This is a genomic window from Providencia sp. 2023EL-00965, assembly GCF_033550225.1.
Lineage (GTDB): Bacteria > Pseudomonadota > Gammaproteobacteria > Enterobacterales > Enterobacteriaceae > Providencia > Providencia manganoxydans.
This window is the reverse complement of sequence record NZ_JAWUEH010000005.1, coordinates 168,811-192,864: the sequence shown is the minus strand read 5'-3', so window position 1 is coordinate 192,864 and position 24,054 is coordinate 168,811. Positions and strand designations below refer to the sequence as shown.

The 24,054-nt window shown below is 37.8% G+C and carries 19 protein-coding genes; 12 read left to right on the top strand and 7 right to left on the bottom strand.

Annotated features, from left to right (window positions below; genetic code table 11):
* The first annotated feature begins 5 nt into the window (after positions 1-5).
* From SC428_RS09080 to SC428_RS09065, 4 genes are all read left to right on the top strand, one after another.
* The gene (locus SC428_RS09080) at positions 6-593 is read left to right on the top strand and encodes a 2OG-Fe(II) oxygenase (protein WP_070927835.1); all 588 of its coding nucleotides are present in this window, start codon (positions 6-8) and stop codon (positions 591-593) included.
* A 228-nt stretch (positions 594-821) separates the two neighbouring features.
* Positions 822-1,694, top strand: coding sequence for a hypothetical protein (locus SC428_RS09075; RefSeq protein ID WP_318707194.1), 873 nt, complete (start codon positions 822-824; stop codon positions 1,692-1,694).
* Between the two features lie 619 nt (positions 1,695-2,313).
* Entirely contained in the window at positions 2,314-3,096 is a 783-nt protein-coding gene (locus SC428_RS09070; protein WP_318707192.1) for a hypothetical protein, read from the top strand.
* A gap of 498 nt (positions 3,097-3,594) precedes the next feature.
* Positions 3,595-4,413, top strand: coding sequence for a hypothetical protein (locus SC428_RS09065; RefSeq protein WP_318707190.1), 819 nt, complete (start codon positions 3,595-3,597; stop codon positions 4,411-4,413).
* A gap of 315 nt (positions 4,414-4,728) precedes the next feature.
* On the opposite strand, the gene SC428_RS09060 is transcribed toward SC428_RS09065, so the two are convergent.
* The 4 genes from SC428_RS09060 to SC428_RS09045 form a co-directional block, all read right to left on the bottom strand.
* A complete protein-coding gene (locus SC428_RS09060; RefSeq protein WP_318707188.1) occupies positions 4,729-6,450 on the bottom strand; it encodes an amidohydrolase in 1,722 nt (573 codons plus the stop codon).
* A gap of 137 nt (positions 6,451-6,587) precedes the next feature.
* Complete coding sequence (locus tag SC428_RS09055; RefSeq protein WP_318707186.1) at positions 6,588-7,940, bottom strand: APC family permease; 1,353 nt, start codon at positions 7,938-7,940, stop codon at positions 6,588-6,590.
* Positions 7,941-8,966: 1,026 nt separating this feature from the next.
* Positions 8,967-9,863 (bottom strand): EamA family transporter RarD, encoded by an 897-nt coding sequence (gene rarD, locus SC428_RS09050; protein ID WP_318707184.1) that lies wholly within the window; start codon positions 9,861-9,863, stop codon positions 8,967-8,969.
* A gap of 303 nt (positions 9,864-10,166) precedes the next feature.
* Positions 10,167-10,637 (bottom strand): thioesterase family protein, encoded by a 471-nt coding sequence (locus SC428_RS09045; protein ID WP_070927821.1) that lies wholly within the window; start codon positions 10,635-10,637, stop codon positions 10,167-10,169.
* Between the two features lie 244 nt (positions 10,638-10,881).
* Here SC428_RS09045 and pldA point away from each other — a divergent pair, with 244 nt between their 5' ends.
* The 4 genes from pldA (at position 10,882) to yigL (ending at position 15,650) form a co-directional block, all read left to right on the top strand.
* Positions 10,882-11,775 carry a phospholipase A gene (pldA, locus tag SC428_RS09040; RefSeq protein WP_070927819.1) on the top strand — a complete coding sequence of 298 codons (894 nt, stop codon included), beginning with the start codon at positions 10,882-10,884 and terminating at the stop codon, positions 11,773-11,775.
* Between the two features lie 211 nt (positions 11,776-11,986).
* Positions 11,987-13,813: an ATP-dependent DNA helicase RecQ gene (gene recQ / locus SC428_RS09035; RefSeq protein ID WP_318707180.1), complete on the top strand. Its 1,827-nt coding sequence runs from the start codon at positions 11,987-11,989 to the stop codon at positions 13,811-13,813.
* 18 nt (positions 13,814-13,831) lie between these two features.
* Positions 13,832-14,827, top strand: coding sequence for a lysophospholipase L2 (pldB, locus tag SC428_RS09030; RefSeq protein WP_070927815.1), 996 nt, complete (start codon positions 13,832-13,834; stop codon positions 14,825-14,827).
* Between the two features lie 13 nt (positions 14,828-14,840).
* The gene (gene yigL / locus SC428_RS09025; protein ID WP_070927814.1) at positions 14,841-15,650 is read left to right on the top strand and encodes a sugar/pyridoxal phosphate phosphatase YigL; all 810 of its coding nucleotides are present in this window, start codon (positions 14,841-14,843) and stop codon (positions 15,648-15,650) included.
* 104 nt (positions 15,651-15,754) lie between these two features.
* On the opposite strand, the gene SC428_RS09020 is transcribed toward yigL, so the two are convergent.
* Positions 15,755-15,991, bottom strand: a complete 237-nt coding sequence (locus tag SC428_RS09020; RefSeq protein WP_318707177.1) for a helix-turn-helix transcriptional regulator — start codon at positions 15,989-15,991, stop codon at positions 15,755-15,757.
* Positions 15,992-16,392: 401 nt separating this feature from the next.
* Here SC428_RS09020 and SC428_RS09015 point away from each other — a divergent pair, with 401 nt between their 5' ends.
* The 4 genes from SC428_RS09015 (at position 16,393) to SC428_RS09000 (ending at position 20,369) form a co-directional block, all read left to right on the top strand.
* Positions 16,393-17,169, top strand: coding sequence for a helix-turn-helix transcriptional regulator (locus SC428_RS09015; protein WP_283126628.1), 777 nt, complete (start codon positions 16,393-16,395; stop codon positions 17,167-17,169).
* Positions 17,170-17,347: 178 nt separating this feature from the next.
* On the top strand, positions 17,348-18,541 hold the full coding sequence (locus tag SC428_RS09010) for an MFS transporter (RefSeq protein WP_318707174.1): 1,194 nt from the start codon (positions 17,348-17,350) through the stop codon (positions 18,539-18,541).
* A 13-nt stretch (positions 18,542-18,554) separates the two neighbouring features.
* Entirely contained in the window at positions 18,555-19,331 is a 777-nt protein-coding gene (locus tag SC428_RS09005) for a helix-turn-helix transcriptional regulator (RefSeq protein WP_140182081.1), read from the top strand.
* 246 nt (positions 19,332-19,577) lie between these two features.
* Positions 19,578-20,369 (top strand): tetratricopeptide repeat protein, encoded by a 792-nt coding sequence (locus SC428_RS09000; RefSeq protein WP_070927804.1) that lies wholly within the window; start codon positions 19,578-19,580, stop codon positions 20,367-20,369.
* A gap of 13 nt (positions 20,370-20,382) precedes the next feature.
* Here SC428_RS09000 and SC428_RS08995 read toward each other — a convergent pair whose 3' ends face one another.
* Together SC428_RS08995 and mscM are read right to left on the bottom strand one after the other, a co-directional pair.
* Positions 20,383-20,712, bottom strand: a complete 330-nt coding sequence (locus SC428_RS08995; RefSeq protein ID WP_318707170.1) for a hypothetical protein — start codon at positions 20,710-20,712, stop codon at positions 20,383-20,385.
* Positions 20,709-24,050 (bottom strand): miniconductance mechanosensitive channel MscM, encoded by a 3,342-nt coding sequence (mscM, locus tag SC428_RS08990; RefSeq protein ID WP_318707168.1) that lies wholly within the window; start codon positions 24,048-24,050, stop codon positions 20,709-20,711. Before mscM ends, SC428_RS08995 begins: the two co-directional genes overlap by 4 nt.
* Between the last annotated feature and the right edge of the window lie 4 nt (positions 24,051-24,054).

Sequence of the window (24,054 nt, the reverse complement as noted above, 5' to 3'; positions counted from 1 at the left end):
TTATCATGTCATTAAATAACTTAATTGATTCTCTCGCCACCAATGGTTGGTATGTGTGGGATGACTTTGTGACCCCTGAACAACGTCAGGCAATCAAGGATTGCATCCCGGATATTGCTTTGAAAGATGCGCGTATTGGCAATAAAGCGTCATTACAAGGCAATAAAACCATTCGTGGTGATCAAACGGTATGGCTAGAACCTGAAATGGGTGTGCCTATTACGCAGTATATGGATAAAATGGATACTATCCGTGAAGAGTTAAATCGTCAGTGTTATATGGGGCTGCGTGATTTTGAAACCCATTTTTGTCGTTACCCTAACGGTGCATTTTACAAAAAACATATTGATAATTTCCAAGGACAAGGCATTCGTAAAGTCACCACTGTGATTTATTTAAATGAAGAATGGCAATCAGGTGATGGTGGGGAGTTGGTCGTGTATGATTTACAAGATCAAGAACTATTTCGGCTAGAGCCATTGGCTGGACGGATGATTGTGTTTATGTCCGAAAACTTTCCTCATGAAGTTTTGCCTACTCAAAAAAAGCGTGAAAGTATTGCTGGTTGGTTTTTAACTGAGAAAATACTTTAACCCTTATTCCATTAAGCCGCCCCGAATAGGGGTGGGCTGTTTTAATATTCACTTTGTAAATATTATTATAAGTATTAGACAAATTATTAGTTTGTTATTTTCTTTATACCGTATTAGTTTGAACTCGAGGTTAATTATTTTACTATTGTTGATAACCTCTAGTTTAATAATGATGTTTTTATCTATTATGAATTGATTAATTTTATAAATAATAAGGATATTAAACCTATGGTGAATAAAGAAATCAAACCAGTATTAGATGATAAAGTAATTCAACTTATCAGTGATGATATTGATGCTATTTCAGAAGAACAAGTAATGAGGAAAGCTTGGGATTCAGTTGATACTTTTAGATACAGTATTGATCATATGAAAGAGATTTATAATCAATGGATTGAGTTAGGTAATAAAATATTAGATGAAGATAATAATAATTCATCGATTGATAATTATTTGTATACGCTTAATGACATATTCAATGACGCCACTCAGAGTTATGATAACATTTATGACTCTATGAACTCTGTTATGTTCTCATATAGGGAGGTTTTAGATTCAATGCTTCCGATTTTTGGGGATATTAGCGGTAATATTTATACATTAGAAAAACAGCTATTAGCAGAAAATCAGAAATCTTATGGTCCTGTAGAGAATCATAATTACACAGGACCATTACGCCATGAATTAATTCAAAAAACCCATGAACTGCTCTCAGCTTTTCGTAAAGTCAGTGATACTGTGAATAAGGTTGCTCCTGAAATTTCGTCTTTATATAAATCTCATATAGAACCAAAGTTAATTAACGATTCGAGTTCTTTAATTAATGATCTAGTTTCTGGTAATTTAGTTTCTATATCTATGATGTTTGCTCAGAGAATAGAGAATACTTTAGAAGATATACAATACTGGTCTGACCCTATTTCAGAGGAAGCTCCACAACCATTTGACATAGAATCAACTTCTAGAGCCGAAAGTCAAGTTATTGATGCAGCATCATGTTTTGGAACAAAAGAGGTTGGCTTTGAAACTAATATGAATAACATGACCATGTATGATAAAGACATTAATCTATTATCAATAATAGCAGTACCTGTTATTTGATATTTAAATATTTATTTATACTTAAGTAAAATACCACCTCTAAAATAAGTGGTTTTAAATATAGCCCACTATAAGTGGGCTATATTCTTTATTAATCATCTAGTAACTCCATTTGTCGACTGAGTTCTTGAACAACTTTATCTTGATGTCTCTTCTTGCTATGGTTTATATTGATAAATAAAAAACGAGCGTATGATAGCAAGATGAATCAATTACTATGAGTTATTTTTTGGGATTTATAAAATGGTGATGTCTTCTATGGGGGGGTATCAAGCTTTCCATGAGGATAAATAAATTTATATACCTGACATGAAACTTTGGGAAATTTTAATATTTTTATAATTTAGTATCTATACATTAATTAAATTTTTAAAATATAAGCATATAAATGTAAAATATTTGTCTTTATTAATTTATGATTCAATTATATTGTTAAGCGAAAAAATATTTTTATAGGAATAACTTTATAAGTTAAATGAAAAACTAGACTTGTTGTTTTATTTTTATTGTATTAAATTAGTTATAGGATAATCGATATTATTTGAGTCTGATTAGCTATAGATATATATAGTTAAGATTACATTGGTGTATTAATATTTATTCAAGGGAAACATGATATATGGAAAGTAAAAGGATTAATCATTTTGATAATTTTACTAAATCAATCGATAAATTAAGAGAGGCGTTAAATGATTTTTTAATGGCGGGCGAAACGTTAAAAGTAAAAATAGATAAGCTTGTTTATGTAGTAAGTAATGTACCTTTGAAAACCCTTGCCCCCGTTTCTCCTACAACAAATGACCTAGTCAAGCTATTTGAAAATTTTAACTTTAGAAACAAGTGTGCTGTTATTTATCATATGGTTAACATAAGTGATGACATTAATAAATCGAAAAGTATCATATCAGATATTGATATGATTAGAGATAATTTAATCAATATATCTTTAGACGTAAGCTACGGAGATAAATTAAAAACGAATATATCTAACCTTGACAAGCTGCAAGCTAACAGTACTAAGTTCGATGGTCAGGATACATATGCTCAAACGCATATAAAAAACATAGATGGGGTTTATACACTAGTTCGTGATGGCATTGCTTTCAAAGATTATGTAGAATTCAAAGTACTTTCAGAGTATTTAAGTAAATATTTAGCGAGCAAAGTAGCATATGCCGAAGCTTCTAAGGATGTATCGAATAATTTGAAAGAGCTACAAAAAATACATGCTGATTATCATACAAATGGAATAATAAAACAGGAATTAGTTGATTTATTATTAGGTGCTACTAATGGTTTTGAATCAAATGAGGAAATGTTTAATGTTGAAGACGATGGTAGCATAAGCATACAACCAAAACTAGAATTCATTATCAATGATGGATTAGGAACATGGATGTGAGTATATACTCGTCATATTTCAAGTTGCAGCGTTGTTGACTGCGTTCACTCATGCTAGTCACATCGTTTTCTATGCTCCTAGCGATTCGTTTACTGGTCGCCTAGCTGCACCTCGAATTATTTAGAGTATAGCAATAAATAATTACCGAAGTTGCTTTATAGCAAAATATAATTAAAGGTTATGTTACTACTGGATGGGATATTGAAAATATAAAGTTGGTGGTGGTTGGTATTATAAAAATAAATATTTCATAAGTCAGATATAATGTTTTTATTGATTGAATTTAATCAATTATTTCTCTGTTCCGTAAAGGAAATATAAATACTACTCTTATTTAAGATGAGGTTTTTTAATTCGGAAATTATTTGGTTTTATCTGTATTTTTGCGAATATGAAGAAGGTTGATTTTTTTATTTATTTTATTTAAATGTAAATTTTTAATATTGATTTCATTTTAAATATATAAAATGTTAATTAATCCATATAAGGATATATATTATGCAAAGTAATCTAATGCCAGATTCCTTTAATGATCTTAAACCTATTGAAATGTATACAATTAGTGAGATAAAACAATTTATATCCGTAATGGATAACAGAATGAATCAGCAGCTAGAAAAAGTGATTAATACAAGGGAGTTTCAATATGTTTCATCAATAAGTACGGTTCCATTAGTATTTAGCTCTGAATATATCTTTCGTATGAAAAATTTCATTAAAAATGCGAAAAATAATATGAAGTTAAATGATAGGAGGATTGAATTACTCAATATAAAAGAAAAGATTTTAGCAAATGTAGATGACTATTCAACAGAACAATTCAATATTGAAATGTCAAAAATTGATGATGAAATGGAATTGTTAATGCAAGGTTTTGATTTAAAATTAAATATGGGTAATGGTGATACACCAAAGATCCTTGATGAACCAGAAGTGGTTGGTTTTATGGGTGAATTTAACTTGTCTACTAAAACAAATCGTTTAGTTATAAATCTAAGGCAAGTGAGTAAGATTATTGATGGATACATCAAGACTATTGGAAATAAATTAGATGTTGAAATTGCAAAAATTAATGAAAAAAGAACAACGGAATCGATTTGTCTAGGTGATAATTCTCTGCCGATAAGTATTTCATGTTTAGAGAATACACAAGATAGTCAAGAGAGATTGAATGAGTCATCAAATGCAAATTGTGAAAAATTATGTTGCGCTACCAACGCTTTTACATCTCATCATGATGGCATTCTATTTTCTTATAAGGCTCGTGTAAGTGATAACTTATCAGTAGGTGTTGCTGTATTCACTGAAGCAAATTAATTCATATATACTCGTCATGCTTCAAGTTGCAGCGTTGTTGACTACGTTCACTCACGCTAGTCACATCGTTTTCTATATACGTCTAGTGACTCATTCACTTGTCATCTAGCTAGATCTTGAATTATTTAGAGTACATGTGAATATCATGATAAAAACGAATGTGAAAATATAATAGATGTGTTTTAATTTTTTGTTAGACATAATACATTCAATGAATGTTTTTATTCATACTTAAACAATATAGATATATTCTTCTCTTATTAAGAAACGCCATGTTAAAACATGACGTTTCTATTCTAGAGCGGAAATACTGAGTTATGAAGCTACATGAACAGTTTTACCACCAATAATGGTACGTAATACTTTTACATTTTCGATATCGTCCGCAGGGATCTCAAACACATTACGATCAAGCACGATCATATCAGCAAATTTACCTGCTTCGAGTGATCCAATGACGTCTTCACGATGTTGGGCAAATGCAGAATCAATAGTCGCTGAGCGTAAGACTTCGATCACGGTCAGATCACGGTCATTATCCAAGCGCGGCGCTGGTTGACCATTAATATCACGGCCACGACGCGTCGCAGCAACTTTTAAGTCGTACCATTCGTCAAAATCATCAATAGGCCAATCGCTACCAAATGCGACAACAGCACCAGCATCAATAAATTTAGCGATCGGCTCTAGTTGTTCAAAGCGTTCTTCACCTAACATATTGCACTCAAAAGCCGCTAGCTCAGGTGTTGGAGCTGCCCATTGAAACGATAAGCAGGCAATTGTTTTTAAGCGAGCAAAACGCTCATAGTCCTTTGGATGTACTAATTCGTTATGCGCTAAACCTGGACGGATATCTTTTTCTGGATGCGCCGCCCGCATTTTTTCAATTGCATCAAGAACAATGGATACAGCACCTTCACCAACGGTATGTAAATGTGGGTCATAGCCAGCCGCTGCAATTTTTTCCATTAATTCATCAAGGATCTCTGCGGTGAAGTAGAGATCACCGTAGTTATCTGTTTCAACCCAGTTTGGCGCACTGTCAGTGCCTTGATTGATTCGATAGGGTTGTAACAATGAAGCCGTCATGGTTGGGTACTGTAAAACACCATCAACAAACATTTTTATGTTACGCAGGCCGATGCCTGGCTTGGGTGTCCAATTTGCTTGGTGCCATTTTTTTGCAAAAGCAACCGCTTTATCAACAGCAGCAGCGACGGCAGCCACATTTGGTGTATCGTCAGGGGTGATTTCACGCGCGGCTTGGAAACGCAGTGTGAGTTCGTCACGACGTTGTAATTCTGCGAAAGCTTCAAGCTGCTGCTCTGAGACTCGTGCATCCATAACTGTGGTAACGCCCTGTTGGTTAAGCACTTTTTGCACCAGTTCTGCGACTTCAACGGCTTGGTCATCACGGATTGAAGGAATGCTGTCAGCTGCACGCATTGCAGGAGCATCTTCTAAAATACCATTCAGTTCACCATTATCGTATTTACCAATTTTGCCATCAGGTGGCTCAGGTGTCTCTTTGGTGATCCCAAACAGCTCTAACGCACGGCTGTTAGCAAGAAGTGTATGACAGTCATTGGAAAACAGTACCACAGGGCGGTTAGTTTTCAATTTATCCATGTCTTCGCGGTACATATCAATACCCGCAGGTAACATGCCTTGACGCAGCCATGCAGTAACTTTTAGCCAGTCATTTTCTCCTGTACGGGGATCTTTATCTAAATGGTCTTGGACGCGCTGCAAGATTTGATCAATAGTGAGGGACTCATAGTTGAGGTGGCAACCAAATAACTGAATGCCTCCCCAAAATGGGTGCATATGGCCATCAATGATGCCAGGCATCATCATTTTGCCTTCTAAATCGATACTTTCGGTTTCTGGCCCAACATACTGGTGCAACGCTTCTGAAGTACCACTCGCGATAATATAGCCATCTTGTACGGCAATGGCATCTACAACGCTATCTTGTTGATCGGCGGTGTAAATATAACCGTTGAAGTAAATGACATCAGCAACTTTATTATTCATTTCTATCACAGTCTTTATCAAGGGGCTCAACCTGTATGGAGCCAAAATAGCAAAGGGGATACTCGTCATACTTCAAGTTGCAGCGTTGTTGGCTAAGCCCAGCTGCAACTCGAATTATTTAGAGTAACGCCATGAGTTTAATTAATGATCATATTCGTCTCATCATCCGAAATTGCTGGAGGGCGACGTTTGAAACCATGAGTCAATAAGGTTAAATAAATAGCACCGGCTGCCAACCAACATAGGCCGACGGTAAAGGCTTCTTTATCTAAACTTGTCCATAGCCATAAAGTCAGTATGACACCAATTGACGGCATAATCAGGCAAGTAATTAATTTTTTACCATCTAAGGTTTCTTTGCGGTCAATGTAGAAATGCTTAATGACTGACAAATTCACAAAGGTAAAGGCGATTAATGCGCCGAAGCTAATCATGGATGCCACCATGCTCAATGACAAAACCAAAGACAGCAGTGAAGCGATGGCGACAAAAATAATGGAATACACAGGCGTATTCAGCCTTGGATGTAAGTAAGCAAAGATAGAGCGCGGTAGCACACCATCACGTCCCATCGCATAGAAAATACGCACGATACTGGCTTGTGAGGTCATTGCAGAAGCAAATACACCAATCACATAAGCGGTAATAAAACTCGATGCCATCATTGCACCGCCCACTTGTTTCATGACAGCAAGGCTCGCTACATCGGTATTTGGGATGAAATCTTGCCACATTGGATAGCTTAAATGTGCGCTATAAGAGATAACCACAAACAGTGTACCAGCAATAAATACGGTATAGATAATGGCTTTTGGTAGCGCACTACGTGCATCTTTGGTTTCTTCTGCCATGGTTGAAATGGCATCAAAGCCTAAAAACGCTAGGCAGAGTACCGCAGCACCTGCAAATAACCCAGACATTTGGTCTGAAGCTAACGTTATAGGCGCTAATAACGCATCAGTATCGAGTACGAAGTTAGTCTTAAAACTCAGGTATAAAAATACGGCAATAAAGATGAGTTGCATCGCGATGATCAGCATATTCATCGAAGAAACCAATTTGATCCCTAAGATATTCATCAGGCTGACAACGACAATAGTACTACAGATAATCACTGGCATCGGGATATTGGGGAAAGCTTCGTGAACGAAGATCCCGATCGCGATATAGTTGATAATCGGTAGAAATAAGTAGTCAAGCAATTGTGCCCAACCGACTAAGAAACCCAGTGTGCCGCCAAACGTTTTTTGTACGTATGAATAGGCGGAGCCTGCAAGTGGCAGTGCACTTGTCATACGGCAATAACTCATGGCAGTAAATAGAACAGCGGCTAATGTAACAAGGTAAGCAATAGGTAAATGACCTTCACTTAACACTGTAACTTGCCCATAGGTGGTGAAAATTCCGAGAGGCACCATATAGGCCAACCCGAAAAAAACTAACGCAGGTGTGGTCAGTACACGTTTCATTTGAACGGTATTCTGTTGCATGTTTAAGCCCTTCCCAAAAGCCTTTAACAACCATCAACTCTTATACTCGTCATACTTCCAGTTGCAGGACTTTCGTTGAAATATAAGTGACTACGCTCAGCTCGCCGAGTCACATAGTTTATCTATGCTTCCCGCCTGTCTTCACTTGTCGCCTACCTGCATCTTGAATGCTTTAGAGTATATCCAAGAGTGAACCTTGCATGTAGCTGACCCGTTATATACTCGTCATACTTCAAGTGGCAGGGGGGATATCGCTCACTTGCGCCAGTCACATAGTTTTCTATGCTTCTCGCGAATCATTCGCTTGTCGCCTACCTGAACCTCAAATTATTTAGAGTATATTTTGAATCACAGTATTATTATTTTACTGTATCCAAAATAACGAAGGGCCTATAACATCGGTCATAGTGCTACATTATTGTATTAAATTAAATTTTAGAACCGACCTGTATCCAATTTCAGAAAACCTCGCACCAGGACACTAATTAATATATGTCATCGTGCGCACTTTAATGAAACGTCAGTGATGAATCGGACCATCACCATCCGCTGGGGTGAATACAAGCGGCGTACAATATAGTGATGATGCGCTTATTACGCAATCATTTATTTTGAAAAATAAAAATATTATGCTAATTCAACGGGTTGATTTTATTTCTGATATTAATCAGAAGCGGATTTTAGATAAAACTCATCATAACCAATTTTTTGATTAAATCAATACTTATAGATCATCATTAACAAGTTGATAAATAAAGGATTATTGCTTTTTTGTTCGGTGGGAACTAAAATAGGGGTTAATTACAGAAGATTATTTCTCTCAGGGAAATGATAATGATTTATTTTAATCAGAAATAAGTTATTTAAAATGAATTTAGTTTAAAGTTGTTATTTTAATTAACACTAATAGTTTATGCATTCAGAAAATAGATAAAATAAACTAATAACTTCTGTTCCATAAAATGAAACATGGCACTTATCGTTATTAAAACAATAAGTGCCATGTTGGTTAATCAACGAGATTTATTAGGCAGTTCTTCTTAGCTTTTGTTGAGTGTAAAGTGCATCTAAGGTAAACAAAATTAATGCAACCCAAATAAAGCCAAATGTTACCAATAGCTCGGGTGTCATTTGTTCGCCATAGATAAATACGGCAAGCAAGAACATAATGGTTGGACCGAGGTATTGGAAGAAACCTAGTGTTGATAATCGCAAGTGGTTCGCCGCTTCTGTGAATAACAAAAGAGGGACAGTTGTGATAATCCCTGCGAGGATCAGTAAAAGATTTAAATGCCAATCATTCATCATCATATTGCTTGTCGGACTATCAGCAAAGAATAGTAAGAAAATGATCCCTACAGGAAGTAACCATAATGTTTCGAAGGTCATCCCAATTTGTGCATCAACACCTAATTTTTTACGTAACAGGCCATAGGTGGCAAAAGTGACGGCTAAACTTAATCCGATCACGGGCACAGAGCCGAATTGCCATAACTGGATCAAAACACCAGTCAGTGCTAATCCTACAGCAATCCACTGCATGCGACGGAATCGCTCTTGCAAAAATAGCATGCCAAACAGCACGTTAACCAATGGGTTAATAAAATAACCTAAACTGGCCTGTAACATGTGCCCATTGTTAACGGCCCAAATATAAATTAGCCAGTTGGAAGCAATGGTGACCGCTGTTGCACCCAGTATGAGTATTTTTTTGGGGTGCTTTAACACTTGGCGCATGTAGCTCCAGTGTTTTGTGGCAGTTAATAAAACCAACATAAAGAAAAATGACCAAATAATACGGTGAGTCAGGATTTCTTCTGCCGGCACTTGTTGGATCGTTTTAAAATAAATGGGGGCGACTCCCCAAATCAAATAGGCTCCCAAGGCACATAGTACGCCTTTGGTGGTATTTTGCTGGCTCATTATTGACTCTGAATTTGAATTTAAAGAAATAGCTAAAAATAATTTGGTTCTTATACCCTAAATAATTCGAGGTGCAGCAAGGCGACAAGTGAATGAGCCGCTAGGAGCATTCGGAAGTATGTGACTAATGCAGGTGAGCGTAGCTACTATACTTTCACGAAAAGCGCTGCAACTTGAAATATGACGAGTATAAATCGAGCATGAATATAAATAGGCTCGATTTATGACTCGATAATGTGACATTGTGCGGGTTTTTTTACAAGTTATTAGTTTACCGAGCAACTAAATTTTTACTTTTTATTTTCATCCAATCAGATAAGTCGCTGTCGCAGTAGCAATATGTTGGTTACGTTCATTGTGCAATTCACAGCGAGTGACGGCAATTTTATTACCATCTCGCAATAAACTGGCACTTGCCGTAAAGGTTTCACCGCGACCGGGGCGCAAATAATCGACTCGTAGATCAATCGTGCCCATTTTAGACATTTTATCTGCAATGTCTTGATGCACTAGAGGGGTGATGCGTTGAAGGATCCGATTAATACAAACCATTCCACCAGCAACATCGAGAATAGACGCAATCACGCCACCATGTAGGATATTTTGGGTAAAATTACCAATCAGCTCCGGTCGATTATTAATGGTTAATTGAACAAAATCATCGGTCATATGGGCCAATTTGATCCCCAAAAGGTGATTAAAAGGCATTTTATAGATAAACGCATCACTCATGAGCTTGGTTGCTTCTTCTAATGTGTAAGTACGGTCATTCATCTTTAATCCTATTCATCCTTTAAAAATGTAAATAATAAGTTAACACTATGTATAAAATATGTCTCTAGTAAAGCAATGAATAATCTTTCAGCAACCCTAAGATTTTGCGTGTAGAATGAGACAAACTTTACCTTTAAGTCTATACCCGTCATCCTTCAATTTGCAGAGGTGTTGACTACGCTTAGCTAGTCGCCTACCTGCAACTCGAATGATCTAGGGTATACTTCAGAATAGGAATGATAGGATGCGCGTTCTTTACAAATTACTTGGAGCTGTACTCTGTTGTTGGTCTGTTTCATTGATGGCGGCCGAAAATACGGATATGGCATCACCCACAGAAGCCAACCATAACTCTCCTGTCAGAGGAAGTATCATTTCAGGGTTACTACAAAATTACGATAACCCTTTTGTCCTCTACCCTTATGAATCAAACTACATTATTTACACTTATACCTCCTCAATGAATAAAGATGCGATCAAAAGTTATGATTGGGGTAAAGATGCATTACGTGATGAAGTAAAATTTCAATTGAGCTTAGCCTTTCCTTTATGGCGGGGGATTGCTGGGGATAACTCAGTGCTAGCTGCATCCTATACTCAACGTTCTTGGTGGCAATTAAGTAATAAAAAAGAATCTTCGCCATTTCGTGAAACTAACTATGAGCCGCAAATCTTCATTGGTTGGGCGACGGATTATCAGCTAGGTGGCTGGACACTACGTGAGTTTGAAACAGGTTTTAACCATGAATCAAATGGGCGTTCAGATCCCACATCGCGTAGCTGGAACCGTATTTATGCACGAGCAATGGCACAAAATGGTAATTGGCAGGTTGACTTAAAACCGTGGTATCGCCTTCCTGAAAGTGACAGCAGTGATGACAATAAACACATTACTAAATATATGGGCTATTATCGCTTAAAAGTGGGTTATGCACTCGGTGATAGTGTGATCAGTGCAACTGGTCGTTATAACTGGAATAGTGGTTATGGTGCCGCAGAGCTTGGCTGGAGCTATCCAATTACTAAGCATGTGAGGTTTTATACCCAATTATTTAGTGGCTATGGCGAATCCATGATTGATTACGATTACAGACAAACACGCTTTGGTATTGGTGTAATGTTGAATGATATGCTTTAGTCGTTAGCGGTTATTTGCTAGCATACAACCGCTTTGCTTCAAGTATAAGTTTTAAATAGAGTTGAATGCTTGAAAAGTGCTACCCTAAATCTTTCAAGGTGCAGTTCTTATTTCTTAACGGAAGGTGCTGCAACTTGAAGTATAACGGGTAGAACCCGCTACTATTTTGCTGCTCGATTGGGCGCTATCTGTTTGTAATTTGAGGATCCGCGTGTCTACTGCTGAAGTGATCTCCCAATTGTCACTTGCTGAAAGCATACTCAACAGTACTTTCGGTTATCAGTCTTTCCGCCCTGGGCAGGAAGCAGTGATCCGTGCCATTTTAGATAACCGTGATTGTTTGGTTTTAATGCCAACAGGTGGCGGGAAATCTTTGTGCTATCAAGTGCCTGCACTGGTTAAAGAGGGTGTGACTTTAGTTGTTTCCCCGTTGATCTCATTAATGAAAGATCAGGTTGACCAATTGTGTTTGCATGGCATTAATGCAGCTTGCTTGAATTCCTCTCAGACGGCTCAAGAGCAGCGGGAAGTGATGGAGTCATGCGCACGGGGTGAACTTAAATTACTGTATGTCGCGCCAGAGCGGTTATTAACGGATTATTTTCTCAGTCAGCTAGCCAGCTGGAAAATCGGTTTATTAGCGGTTGATGAGGCGCATTGTATTTCACAATGGGGTCATGATTTTCGTCCTGAATATCGTGCATTAGGTCAGTTAAGGCAACATTTTCCAAATGTTCCTGTCATGGCGCTAACCGCAACCGCCGATGAAACCACCCGTGCCGATATTGTTCGTTTATTGGCTCTTCATGACCCACTGATTCAAGTTAGCAGCTTTGATCGACCAAATATTCGTTACACTTTAGTTGAAAAATATAAGCCACTTGACCAGCTATGGTTTTTTATTAAAGGGCAAAAAGGCAAGGCAGGCATCGTTTACTGCAATAGCCGTAGTAAGGTGGAAGATACCGCAGAGCGCTTGCAAAAACGCGGTTTGAGCGTCGCTGCTTATCATGCGGGGCTTGATAATCAACAACGTGAGTGGGTACAAGACGCCTTTTTGAAAGATAATTTACAAATCGTCGTGGCAACGGTTGCGTTTGGTATGGGGATTAACAAATCCAATGTGCGTTTTGTTGCCCATTTTGATATTCCGCGCAATATTGAAGCCTACTATCAAGAAACAGGGCGAGCAGGGCGGGATGGTGTCGAAGCCGAGGCGGTGCTGTTTTACGATCCCGCTGATATGGCATGGTTGCGTCGTTGCCTAGAAGAAAAACCTGCGGGTATGCAACAGGATATTGAGCGACATAAACTGAATGCGATTGCAGCATTCGCAGAAGCACAAACTTGCCGTCGCCTCGTGTTACTGAATTATTTCGGCGAAAATCGACAGACGCCATGTGGTAACTGTGATATCTGTTTAGATCCACCCAAACAATACGATGGGCTGGTGGATGCGCAAAAAGCTCTTTCCTGTATTTATCGTGTTGGTCAGCGTTTCGGTATTGGCTATATTGTTGAAGTATTACGTGGCGCAAATAATCAGCGTATTCGTGATTTAGGCCATGATAAATTACCCGTGTATGGTATAGGCAAAGATCAAAGTAATGAACATTGGGTGAGCGTGATCCGCCAATTAATCCATCTTGGCATGATCACACAGAATATCGCGCATTTTTCTGCTCTACAGCTGACAGAAGCTGCGAGGCCAATATTACGGGGTGAAACGACATTATTGCTTGCTGTTCCACGTGTATTAGTGACAAAAAGCCGTAATCAGCAAAACAAAGTTTATCGAGGCAACTATGATAAGAAATTATTTGCTAAGTTGCGCAAACTACGTAAATCTATTGCTGATGAAGACAATATTCCGCCATTTGTTGTATTTAATGATGCGACCTTGATTGAAATGGCAGAACATTGCCCAACTTCTCCTGTGGAATTGTTATTAATTAATGGTGTCGGAGAGAAGAAGCTTGAACGTTTTGGAGATGCTTTTATGGCATTAATCCGAGATCATCTTGAAGGTTATGAATGACGAAAGGATAACCACATAATGACCCCTGAAAAGCTAAAAGAGAGTTGGTTAAATCGAGAAACGCAATTTTCTGCATTTACCAACGGGCCTCTTTTAGATTTTTGGCAGCAGCGAGAAGAAGCTGAGTTTTTAGGGGTTGATGACTTACCGATCCGTTATGTGCGTTTTACTCGAGCGCAACATGATAAAGCCATTGTTATCTCTCCTGGACGTAGCGAAAGTTATGTTAAATACCCTGAAATTGCTTATGATTTCTATCACCTAGGTTTTGATGTATTCATTGTTGATCATCGTGGCCAAGGGCGATCGGGGCGCATGTTAGATGATCCCCAAAAAGGCCATGTCGAAAAGTTTACTGACTATATTGATGATTTTGCCAAGTTTGTTGAACTTGAAGTGCAATGTCGGCATTATCTCAAATGTTATGCTTTAGCTCACTCAATGGGTAGTGCTATACTTGCGGGTTATTTATTGCGCGATAAGGTCACATTTGATGCAGCGGCATTGTGTGCACCCATGATTGGCATTAATTTGCCAATACCGCATTGGCTGGCAAGTTTTATTGTCGAAAGGGCAGAATCGCATCCTAGTGTACGTACGGATTATGCCGTTTCGACAGGCAAATGGCAGCCATTACCTTATTTAATTAATGTCCTGACACACAGTCAAGAACGTTATCGGCGTTATTTACGCTATTACGCTGATTACCCTGAATTACGCCTTGGTGGTCCCACTTACCATTGGCTAAAAGAAAGTTTTGCAATTGGCGATGAGCTAATTGCTAAAGCGGGAGAAATTGATGTGCCACTGATGCTGTTAGAAGCCAGCGAAGACAAAGTGGTCAGCAATCGAGAGCTACAGGCTTTTTGTCAAAGTCGGCAAAAAGCGCAGACAGGAAGAGAAGAAAAATTACCTCTCGTTATCGAAGGGGCACACCATGAAATCCTGTTTGAAGTGGATGCACTTAGAGCTATGGCTCTGAATGCTATCTGTGATTTTTTTGAGCAGTATTAGTTAGGAATTAAGTATGAAATATCCTGTTGTTGCCTCTGATTTGGACGGTACACTTTTATCTCCCAATCATGATTTAACCGCATTCACCAAGGAAACATTGAAACAACTCGTTGATACACAAGATATCCACTTTGTATTTGCCACTGGTCGTCACCATGTTGATGTGGCACAAATTAGAGATAGTCTTGGTATTGATGCTTACATGATCACATCTAATGGTGCGCGAGTGCATAACACTAAAGGTGAACTGATTTTTAAGCATAATGTGGATCCTGATATCGCTCATGAGCTGTGTTTAATGGAATTTGATCATCCCGATCTTGTCACCAATTACTATGGTGGTGATGACTGGTTTATTAACCGTGAAAGCCCAGAGCAAAAAGAGTTTTTCAAAGAGTCTGTTTTTCAATATAACCTATTTGATCGTAATAACTTTGATACTTCGGATGTTTGTAAAGTGTATTACACCAGTGAAGATCACGATATGTTGGTGGATCTACAAAACCGTATTCGTGAACGCTGGCAAGATCGCGTTAATGTCACCTTTTCGCTACGCAGCTGTCTTGAAGTCATGGCAGGTGTTGTATCTAAAGGCGAGGCATTACAGCAAGTGGCGGCACTTCAAGGCTATCAAGTCCATGATTGTATCGCATTTGGTGATGGCATGAATGATAAAGAGATGCTGACTCTATCAGGCAAAGGCTGCATTATGGCTAATGCACACCAAATGTTAAAAGATGAATTACCGCAACTGGAAATTATTGGCTCTAATGCTGATGATGCAGTTGCCCATTATTTAAGAAATAAATATTTAAATGGCTAGTTATTACTATTAACTTTCCTTAAAAAAATCGAGATAATTATGAAGGTTATCTCGATTTCGTATAAATTCAATAAACATAAAATATCTTTTCATGTGTCATTAAATCATTGAATAATACTTATTCCGTTATCATTTTTCTCCTTGTAACGAGAAGGCCAAATTTCCGCGGGCTTCATCTCTAAATACTCAGCAATGATCTGCTCTCCTTTTGGCCATCGGCGTACTAAAGTATTATTAAGTGTCGAAGAGCTTAAACCAGCAGAACGTGATATTTGCGATAATGTCGATCCTCTTTTACGAATAGCAGCAATGATATCTGCTGGATGCCAATCTTTTTCCATAACTTCTCCAATAAAAATATGAATAATGTAAGATTTAATATGATAGTTATTGATATATCTTTCTACGTTAATAAATTAAGGGGTGTTTATTTATAAAATCATCCTAAATATTATTCTGTACAATTATTGTTATATTAATTTATTTCAATTCTCTTTGAATATAGAAAACATTTTACATTTGTTTTTTATGATAATAGTCTATGGTTTTCTTAATTAGTTACTTATTGAGGCTATGAGAAAATTATTTGACAATCGAAAATATAATGCTCTATTTTTAAGATGGCGGAGTTTACATTAAACTGTAGACGTTTTTAATTGGCTTTCTATTTATTATGTTGTTAATTACGGTTTTATTATTAAGGTAATTATTTGTTTGTTAATTTTTAAAATAAGGAGAGTTTATGAATGTAAAAAGTGATTTTCTTGAGAGCGCTTGTCGGCAATTTACAAATAAAATAGAATGTTTTTTTGACTTAAAGGTGACAGATGTTTCTTTAATTCGTATTGATTTGGAGAGGGGAAAAATTAATGGTATTTCTAGCCACTATGATTGGTTACTAATGAATTGGGATGATGACTTAGATTTGCTAGTAAGTGAACGAATATCTTCAGGTATACAATTTTGGAGTAATTACTCCTCTGCATACGCAAATACTTTTTCTAGGATAAAAAATAATAAAATGAAAGTGGATATTTGCCATAAGACAGGACCTGTATATGAAATTATTTCAATAAATACTAAAAAAGATATTGGAGTAAAAGATATATTAAACTTATTTAAAATGCGTCCAGTGCTCTCTGATTTTACTCATAAAATTTGGCAACAAAAAGATAATATAGATTTGCCTCTAAGAGAAAAGATTGTTCCACCTGAAACGACAGTGGTTGCTGCTGATGGACAGCAAAGTGACTTATTCAATATTCATAATCATATGCGGTTTGGCAATATTCGTTTAACGCAAAAAGAGATGCTAACAATTCGTATGTTACTATCACAATGTAGAACAAAAGAAATTAGTTACATTCAAGGTTGTTCTATTATGACAGAGCATAAACGTATACAAACTATCAAAGAAAAACTGGGTTGCCCCAATGCATCATCAAGTGGATTATTTAAAGCACTCAATGAGCATGGGATCACAACCGCGTGTTTAGATTTATTCTTCACTAAACAATAGAAGCCCTATGAATGATAATGGGATAAATATTTCATCTAGTTTAGGTCATATTTGTATTCATAGAATGATTATCGACATATACCCAAAATTCTTCAAGTTACAGTATGTTGGGCTAGGCTCAGCTAGTCGCCTAACTGCAAATCGAATTATTTAAAATATAACAATATGGAGGTTAATTTTGAAATGGAAATATCGCTTCGGTGCTGTAATGGGAAATGCACTAGAATCTTATGAAATTGCCATCTTTGCAGCAATTTCACCTTATTTAAGTGCTGAATTAAATCGATTAGGCTATGAACAAGCGACTGAAATGGTGTGGGGAATATTTGCATTACGTTTTTTATCAAGGCCAATAGGCGGTTATATTATTGGTCTATATGCAGAGAAAGTGGGTAAGAAATCAGCTCTTATATTGACGAGTTTTATTACGGGACTAGCCACATTATCTATGGCATTTTTACCCATTGAATTACTCGGAGCATATACACCAGTAGCCATACTTATTATTCAATTAGCATTATCTTTTAGCTTTGCAGGTGAATATCCATCATTGGTTACATATTTATTTAAAGATTCAAGCCTAAACGAACGTGCAAAAATTTCAGCTATGATTGTTTGTAGTGGTTTATTAGGGTTTGCTATTTGTTTAGGTATGGTATTTGTACTCGATAAGGTGTTACCTCAAGAAACAATGCAAACTATTGGTTGGCGTATACCATTATTTCTTGGGTTAATTAATGTTATTATTAGTTTTTGGTTTAGAGCTAAATTACCAGAGCAACCAATAAATAACTTAAAGAATAAATTGAGTATAAAAAGTGTTATTGCTGTTATTTTTATTGCTATACCTGGTGCTGTTATTTTTTATATGCAGAGTATATCTTCCATAATAATTATTTCCCATTTAAATCTTGGTGATTTTAAAAGTTTATTCATGGTTGTGTCTACATGTATTTTAATCTCATTGATTATCATAATTGGTTGGTGGACCGATAAATACAGTTCACCAGAAAAAATTTTTAGCGTTGGAGTTTGGGGCGGAATGTTACTTTCAATACCTCTCTACTATTTATTAGAAGGCACTAATGTTACATTTGTTTTCATTGCACAATTTTTATTACTCATATTCTCATCTTTGATTTTAAGTGCAACAAGCTCTGTATTGTTCTCTGGCTCATTAGGTAATGTGGTGGTATTGGCATTAGGCAATAATATTGCACAAACCTGTATTGGTGGTTTAACACCATTAACGGTTAATTACCTAAAAAACTATGGTATTGCATATATAGGGTTATTTATTTCATTGATTTGTTTGGCATATATTATGTATGGTTATTTAACTAAAAACTATCATGTAAAGCAATCTATTTAAATAAGGATATACTATGGATATTAAAAGTGATTTTTTAGAAAATGCATGTTCCAATTTTAAAAGAAAGTTTAATAATGTATTTTATTTTACTGACTATGATGTGGCGTTTATTCGAATTGATCTCGATAATAAAAAAATTAATAGCGTCAATAGTAATTATGATTGGATACTAATGAATTGGGCTGATGATTTAGATCTCATGGTAAGTGAACGAATATCATCAGACATACAATTTTGGAGTAATTATTCCCCTGCATATATGAATACTTTTTCTAGAATAAAAAATAATAAAATGAAAGTGGATATTTGCCATAGAATTGGAAATGTCTATGAATTAATCTCTTTGAATAGCAAACATGATTTGACGGCGAAAGATATTTTAAATTTATTTAAAATACGTCCGATGATCTCTGATTTCACACATAAAATTTGGCAACAAAAAGACAATATAGATTTGCCTCTAAGAGAAAAGATTGTTCCACCTGAAACGACAGTAGTTGCTGCTGATGGACAGCCAAGTGACTTATCCAATATTCATAATCATATGCGGTTTGGCAATATTCGTTTAACGCAAAAAGAGATGCTAACAATTCGTATGTTGCTATCACAATGTAGAACAAAAGAAATTAGTTATATTCAAGGTTGTTCTATTATGACGGAACATCAGCGCATACAAACTATCAAAGAAAAACTGGGTTGCCCCAATGCATCATCAAGTGGATTATTTAAAGCACTGAATGAGCATGGGATCACAACTGCATGTTTAGATTTATTCTTCACTAAACAATAGAAGCGCTAATGGGTGAGGGTAGGTGAACATTTTCTTACCTAACCCATATCATATTCACTGTTACATCAACGAAAAATGCTTTTTTTAAGATTACGCTACTTTTCCTATTCTTTCTGGGTAAAAGTGGCATTAAACTATTAGCTAGTTGTCTACAAAGCCCCCTATTGCATAGTCGTGGGTTGTCGATAACAAAGGATCACACTGTTTTCTCAGTCGGTTTTTTTGCACTGTTGAGGGTTGTTTAGGATGAAAAAAGTCGCGTTAGCATTATTGTTAGGTTCTGTTTGTTATAGTTCACTATTACTTGCCACCACCTCGAACACCTCCACTCCGACTCAACAGACAATCGAGCAGATCACACAGCTAGCACAGAAAGGTGATGCAGATGCTCAATACTTACTTGGCCAACGCTATTTTAAAGGTGAAGGCGTATCACAAGATTCCAAAATAGCCGCACAGTGGTTTATCAAAGCTGGAGATCGAGGCAATTCAGATGCGCAGTTCCAATTAGGTACGATGTATGTGAATGGTTTCGGTGTACGCCGTGATTATGATAAAGCAATGCTGTGGTATGAAGAAGCGGCAAAGAATAATGACGCCCGCGCTGAAACTAACATGGCGATGATGTACGCTCAGGGCCTTGGTGTTGCTCAAGATCTCGATAAAGCCGCGTATTGGTTTAGAAAAGCAGCACAGGGTGGTAATGCTATCGCTCAATTTCAGATTGGGCAGATGTATACGATAGGTAGTGGCGTTGAAGTGGATAATGAAAAAGCGGTTTTTTGGTTCCGCAAAGCCGCTAAACAGCGAGATGCAAAAGCGCAAGATCGCCTTGGGGTGATGTATTCTGAAGGTAAAGGTGTGAAAAAAAACCTTCAACAGTCTTATGCATGGTTAGCCACCGCGGTATACAGCGGTAATAAAGAAAGTCATCGCTTACAAGAAAAAATTGCGTCACAGCTTAATGACAATGAGTTAAAACAAGCGCAAAAATTAGCGGATAATTATATTCAAACCTATGGATTTAAAGCAGGCTAAAGAGCATATTCGATTAGTGGGATATTACTCGGTATCCCACCATGATAATTGCAGATAATACCAGATACGCCCAACTCATTCGGTAAAAGCGGTTATATCCCCGACCCCTACGTACACTCAACTGTAACGGTTGATTAGATAATTTACTCACCAATATGCGATAGCTAACAATATAGAGCAGAGTTAGCAACTGCCATAAATACAATATATTGACAGCAAAAGATTTACCAACAACGAGTAATATCACCAATGGGATAAGAAAAAATAGAATTGAGCCAACTTTCTCAAATTGGTTGACTCGTAACAGAGTCAGCTCATCTTCTGGTGTTATCGCCGTTTTCATAACTCACCTGACTTACGTGTAGGATTACGGCTCGAAAGGTTATTGGTGGCACTTTGTAGTGCATTATCACGAACATCCACTCGTGCTTGGAATGGTGGGAACGGCAGAGGGATACCTTGTTCGGCAAATGCAGCCAATATATTTTGATGGATTTCGTGACGAGCGGGCAGTCGATGTCCCATTTCAGCGGCATAGACGCGCAACTCGAAAATTTGAATACCCTGCTGGAGATCCACTAAATAGACTTCAGGATTGGGGTTTTCTAATATCATTGTTGAGCGTTCCGCTGCATTGAGTATGGTTGATGTCACCAGTTTGCTGTCTGCATCAGCAGGTGCTGGAATTGTCATGACAATACGTGTGATAGTGTCACTCAAAGACCAGTTAATAAACTGCTCAGTAATAAAGGCTTTATTTGGCACAATGATCTCTTTTCTATCCCAATCTGTCAGCGTTGTTGCTCGAGTATTAATTTTTGTAATACTCCCCGTCAGATTGCGGATAGTCACCGTATCTCCAATACGAATCGGTTTTTCGAATAAAATCATCAGACCTGAAATAATATTGGCAAAAATCTCTTGTAAACCAAACCCTAAACCGACCCCCATTGCAGCGATTAACCATTGCAATTTAGACCAATCAATCCCCAACATTGAGAAACCAACAATGGTACCGATGATAGTCAGTGAATATTTGGTTAGTGTGCTGATAGCATAGCCAGTACCCGGTGTTAAATCTAAATGTTGTAATACCGCAAGCTCAAGCAATGCGGGTAAATTACGAACTAACTGCGTAGTGACAATAATGATCAATATGGCAATGAAAATTGACCCCATCGTGATTGGCTGAACGGTATCCACACCATTAACGGTTGAGGTGACATCCCATAGACGAATATTTTCGAGGAATGAAAACGCGGTATGCAGCTCGGACCATAGCCAAATGAGGGAAACTAAGGCAATCATCGTTAGGATCGAACGTACCAACCCGACGGATTGTGCGCTAATTGCATCGAGGTCAATCACTTGCTCATCAATGTCAATCGCGCCTTCGCCACTTGCATTCGGTAGTGGAGAATCTTCTTCTCCCTTTGCCCGCTGCGCTAAGATATCTGCACGACGTTGCTTAGCGCGTTCAAAAGCTAACTTACGACGCTGTATTGACATCCAACGACGAATTGCATGATAAACAATTAACAAGACAAACCAAATTGCGACCGAAGTTTCTAAGCGGCCTAATAAGGCTTGAGATGTTGAAAAATAGCCTAATAAAGAGAAAAAGGCAGCGACAACGGGCGCAATCAACAACATCCACCATAGCGCTTTATTGATCAGATTCTCACCTGAGCCATGTCGGTCTAAATAAAGCGGAACATGGGTGCGACGTAAATTGTTGGTCATTAAGCTTAAAGCAATACACAACAATAAGAAGCAGAAGCGGCCAATAGTGGCGGCGAATTCCCTATCGCTGTAATACTCAAAGGTGATCAGCGCCATCATTAACGGGACGATCACGAAAATTGCGAGGCGATAGTAGCGCATTGCCCGTTTGACCGCGTCTTTATCCCACCCAAAGTGAGCAATAAATAAACCGGTAGGGCGTGAAAAAGTCTCACTGATCATAAATAGCCATAGTACAGGCGTAGTGGCACTGACACCGTATCCAATCGCCGCGGCCATTGGATATTGCCAAGCGCTTTGCAGCCCATAACCAATGGCTGACCACATCATCGGCAGAGGTAATGCAACGATGATTGACCAAAAAATCGTTCGTATTGTCAGATAAAAGTGATCTTGAGTGACTTTACCAATTCGTAGGCTTGCACGATCGAGAAAGTCTTGATAGTGGCGGCGCGTACTGATGCTGAAAATGACTAAAATAATCGACCCAAGCAGATATAAGAAAGTATCTTGGGTTGTTAACATCACCTCTAAAGCCCCTGTTAGCTGTGACAAGGTATCTAAGGAAAGCAGTTGGGTGATATCGGTGATCAAAAGTACCGGATAATGCAGCGTTACTGGTGGGGTATCCGCAATCCAAAACAGATAACGGTGTGATGCGTCTTTAACTTCTTTTAAGGCATCAGTGAGCTGGCTGGTGGCAACATTAAGTTTTGTGAGCTCTAGCATCTCGGTATCAAAACCAGAAATCAGAGCGGTCAATAATTCTTTACGCGTTTTGATTAATGAAGTGTATACCTGCGCTTGTGCAGCGTTTAAATTATTTTCAGTTTCTTGACTAGAAATATCTAATTTAGATAAGCGCTCTAGCGTATCTTCATAATTTAATCGTTGTACACGTAAATCAGCCATATCGCGATTAAGCTGCTGACTTTTCGGTATTTCAGGTAGGCGCGATAGTTGAGTTCGTAATGCTTCACCTAAAGTACTGGAACCGTTTAGCCACTGAGCTTGTTCGCGGATTGTTGTCAACGCTTGACGTGCATCTTGTATACCCGCAGAAATTTCGGTTTGGCTGACGCTAATACCATTCATACGAACGGCTTGGTCAGTCAGTGCTTGTGATAACTTACGGTTAATATCGATTTGCTCTTTAAGAAAAGGGGTTAATTCACCCTGTTCGGCAAGCATCTCGGTGTGCTCTAAGGCTAATACCGCTTTTTGTTGGCGCAAGGTGCTTTGAACTTCACGTAATTTCTGAAGTTCTAGCTCTAGGCGATTGTAGCGTTTTTTATTCAGTTCTAATGTGACTCGGGAAATTTCTTGGCGATTATTGGCTGATAACTGCGCCATTTCGAGTTCATTAACTTCTGATTTGCGAGCACTTACTTCGGCTTGAGCAAGTATAGCTTGGGCTTCTGCAAGTGGAGTCGCTGGTGTGCTTAACGACTGTAAGCGAAAGGAAGCTTCAGAGAGTAAGCGTCGTGCTTCAGATAATTGCTGAGGCAATGCACCAAGTGATTCACTGATTTCGCGGCCTTTATCTTGCTCTTGCTGGGTTTTACGGCCTTGTTCCAGTAGTTGGCTGCTCACTTGAACAATTTGTTGTTCAAGTTCAGAGAGGCCAATATTTGAAGGAATAGGATTAGGTTCATCGCTCTCATTGAGCAAATCTTGCCTCAATCCTTTAATAATTTGAGGGAACTTATCAATAGCTTCTTGATAAGACTTTGCTTTTGCATCAGAGTCATTGGCTTCATTGATCCAATTGAGTGCCCCTTGCAATGCTTGAGCAATTTCAGCATCTTTGGGGTTTTTGCTTGGATCAAGTTGCGCTAGCTCCTGCTTAATCTGTGCTTCATTCTGCGTGGTGTTAGAAGCCCCAGCCGCAGAGAAGGCGATTAGCAGGCTGAAAAAAAAACTGATAATCAAACGCACAGTC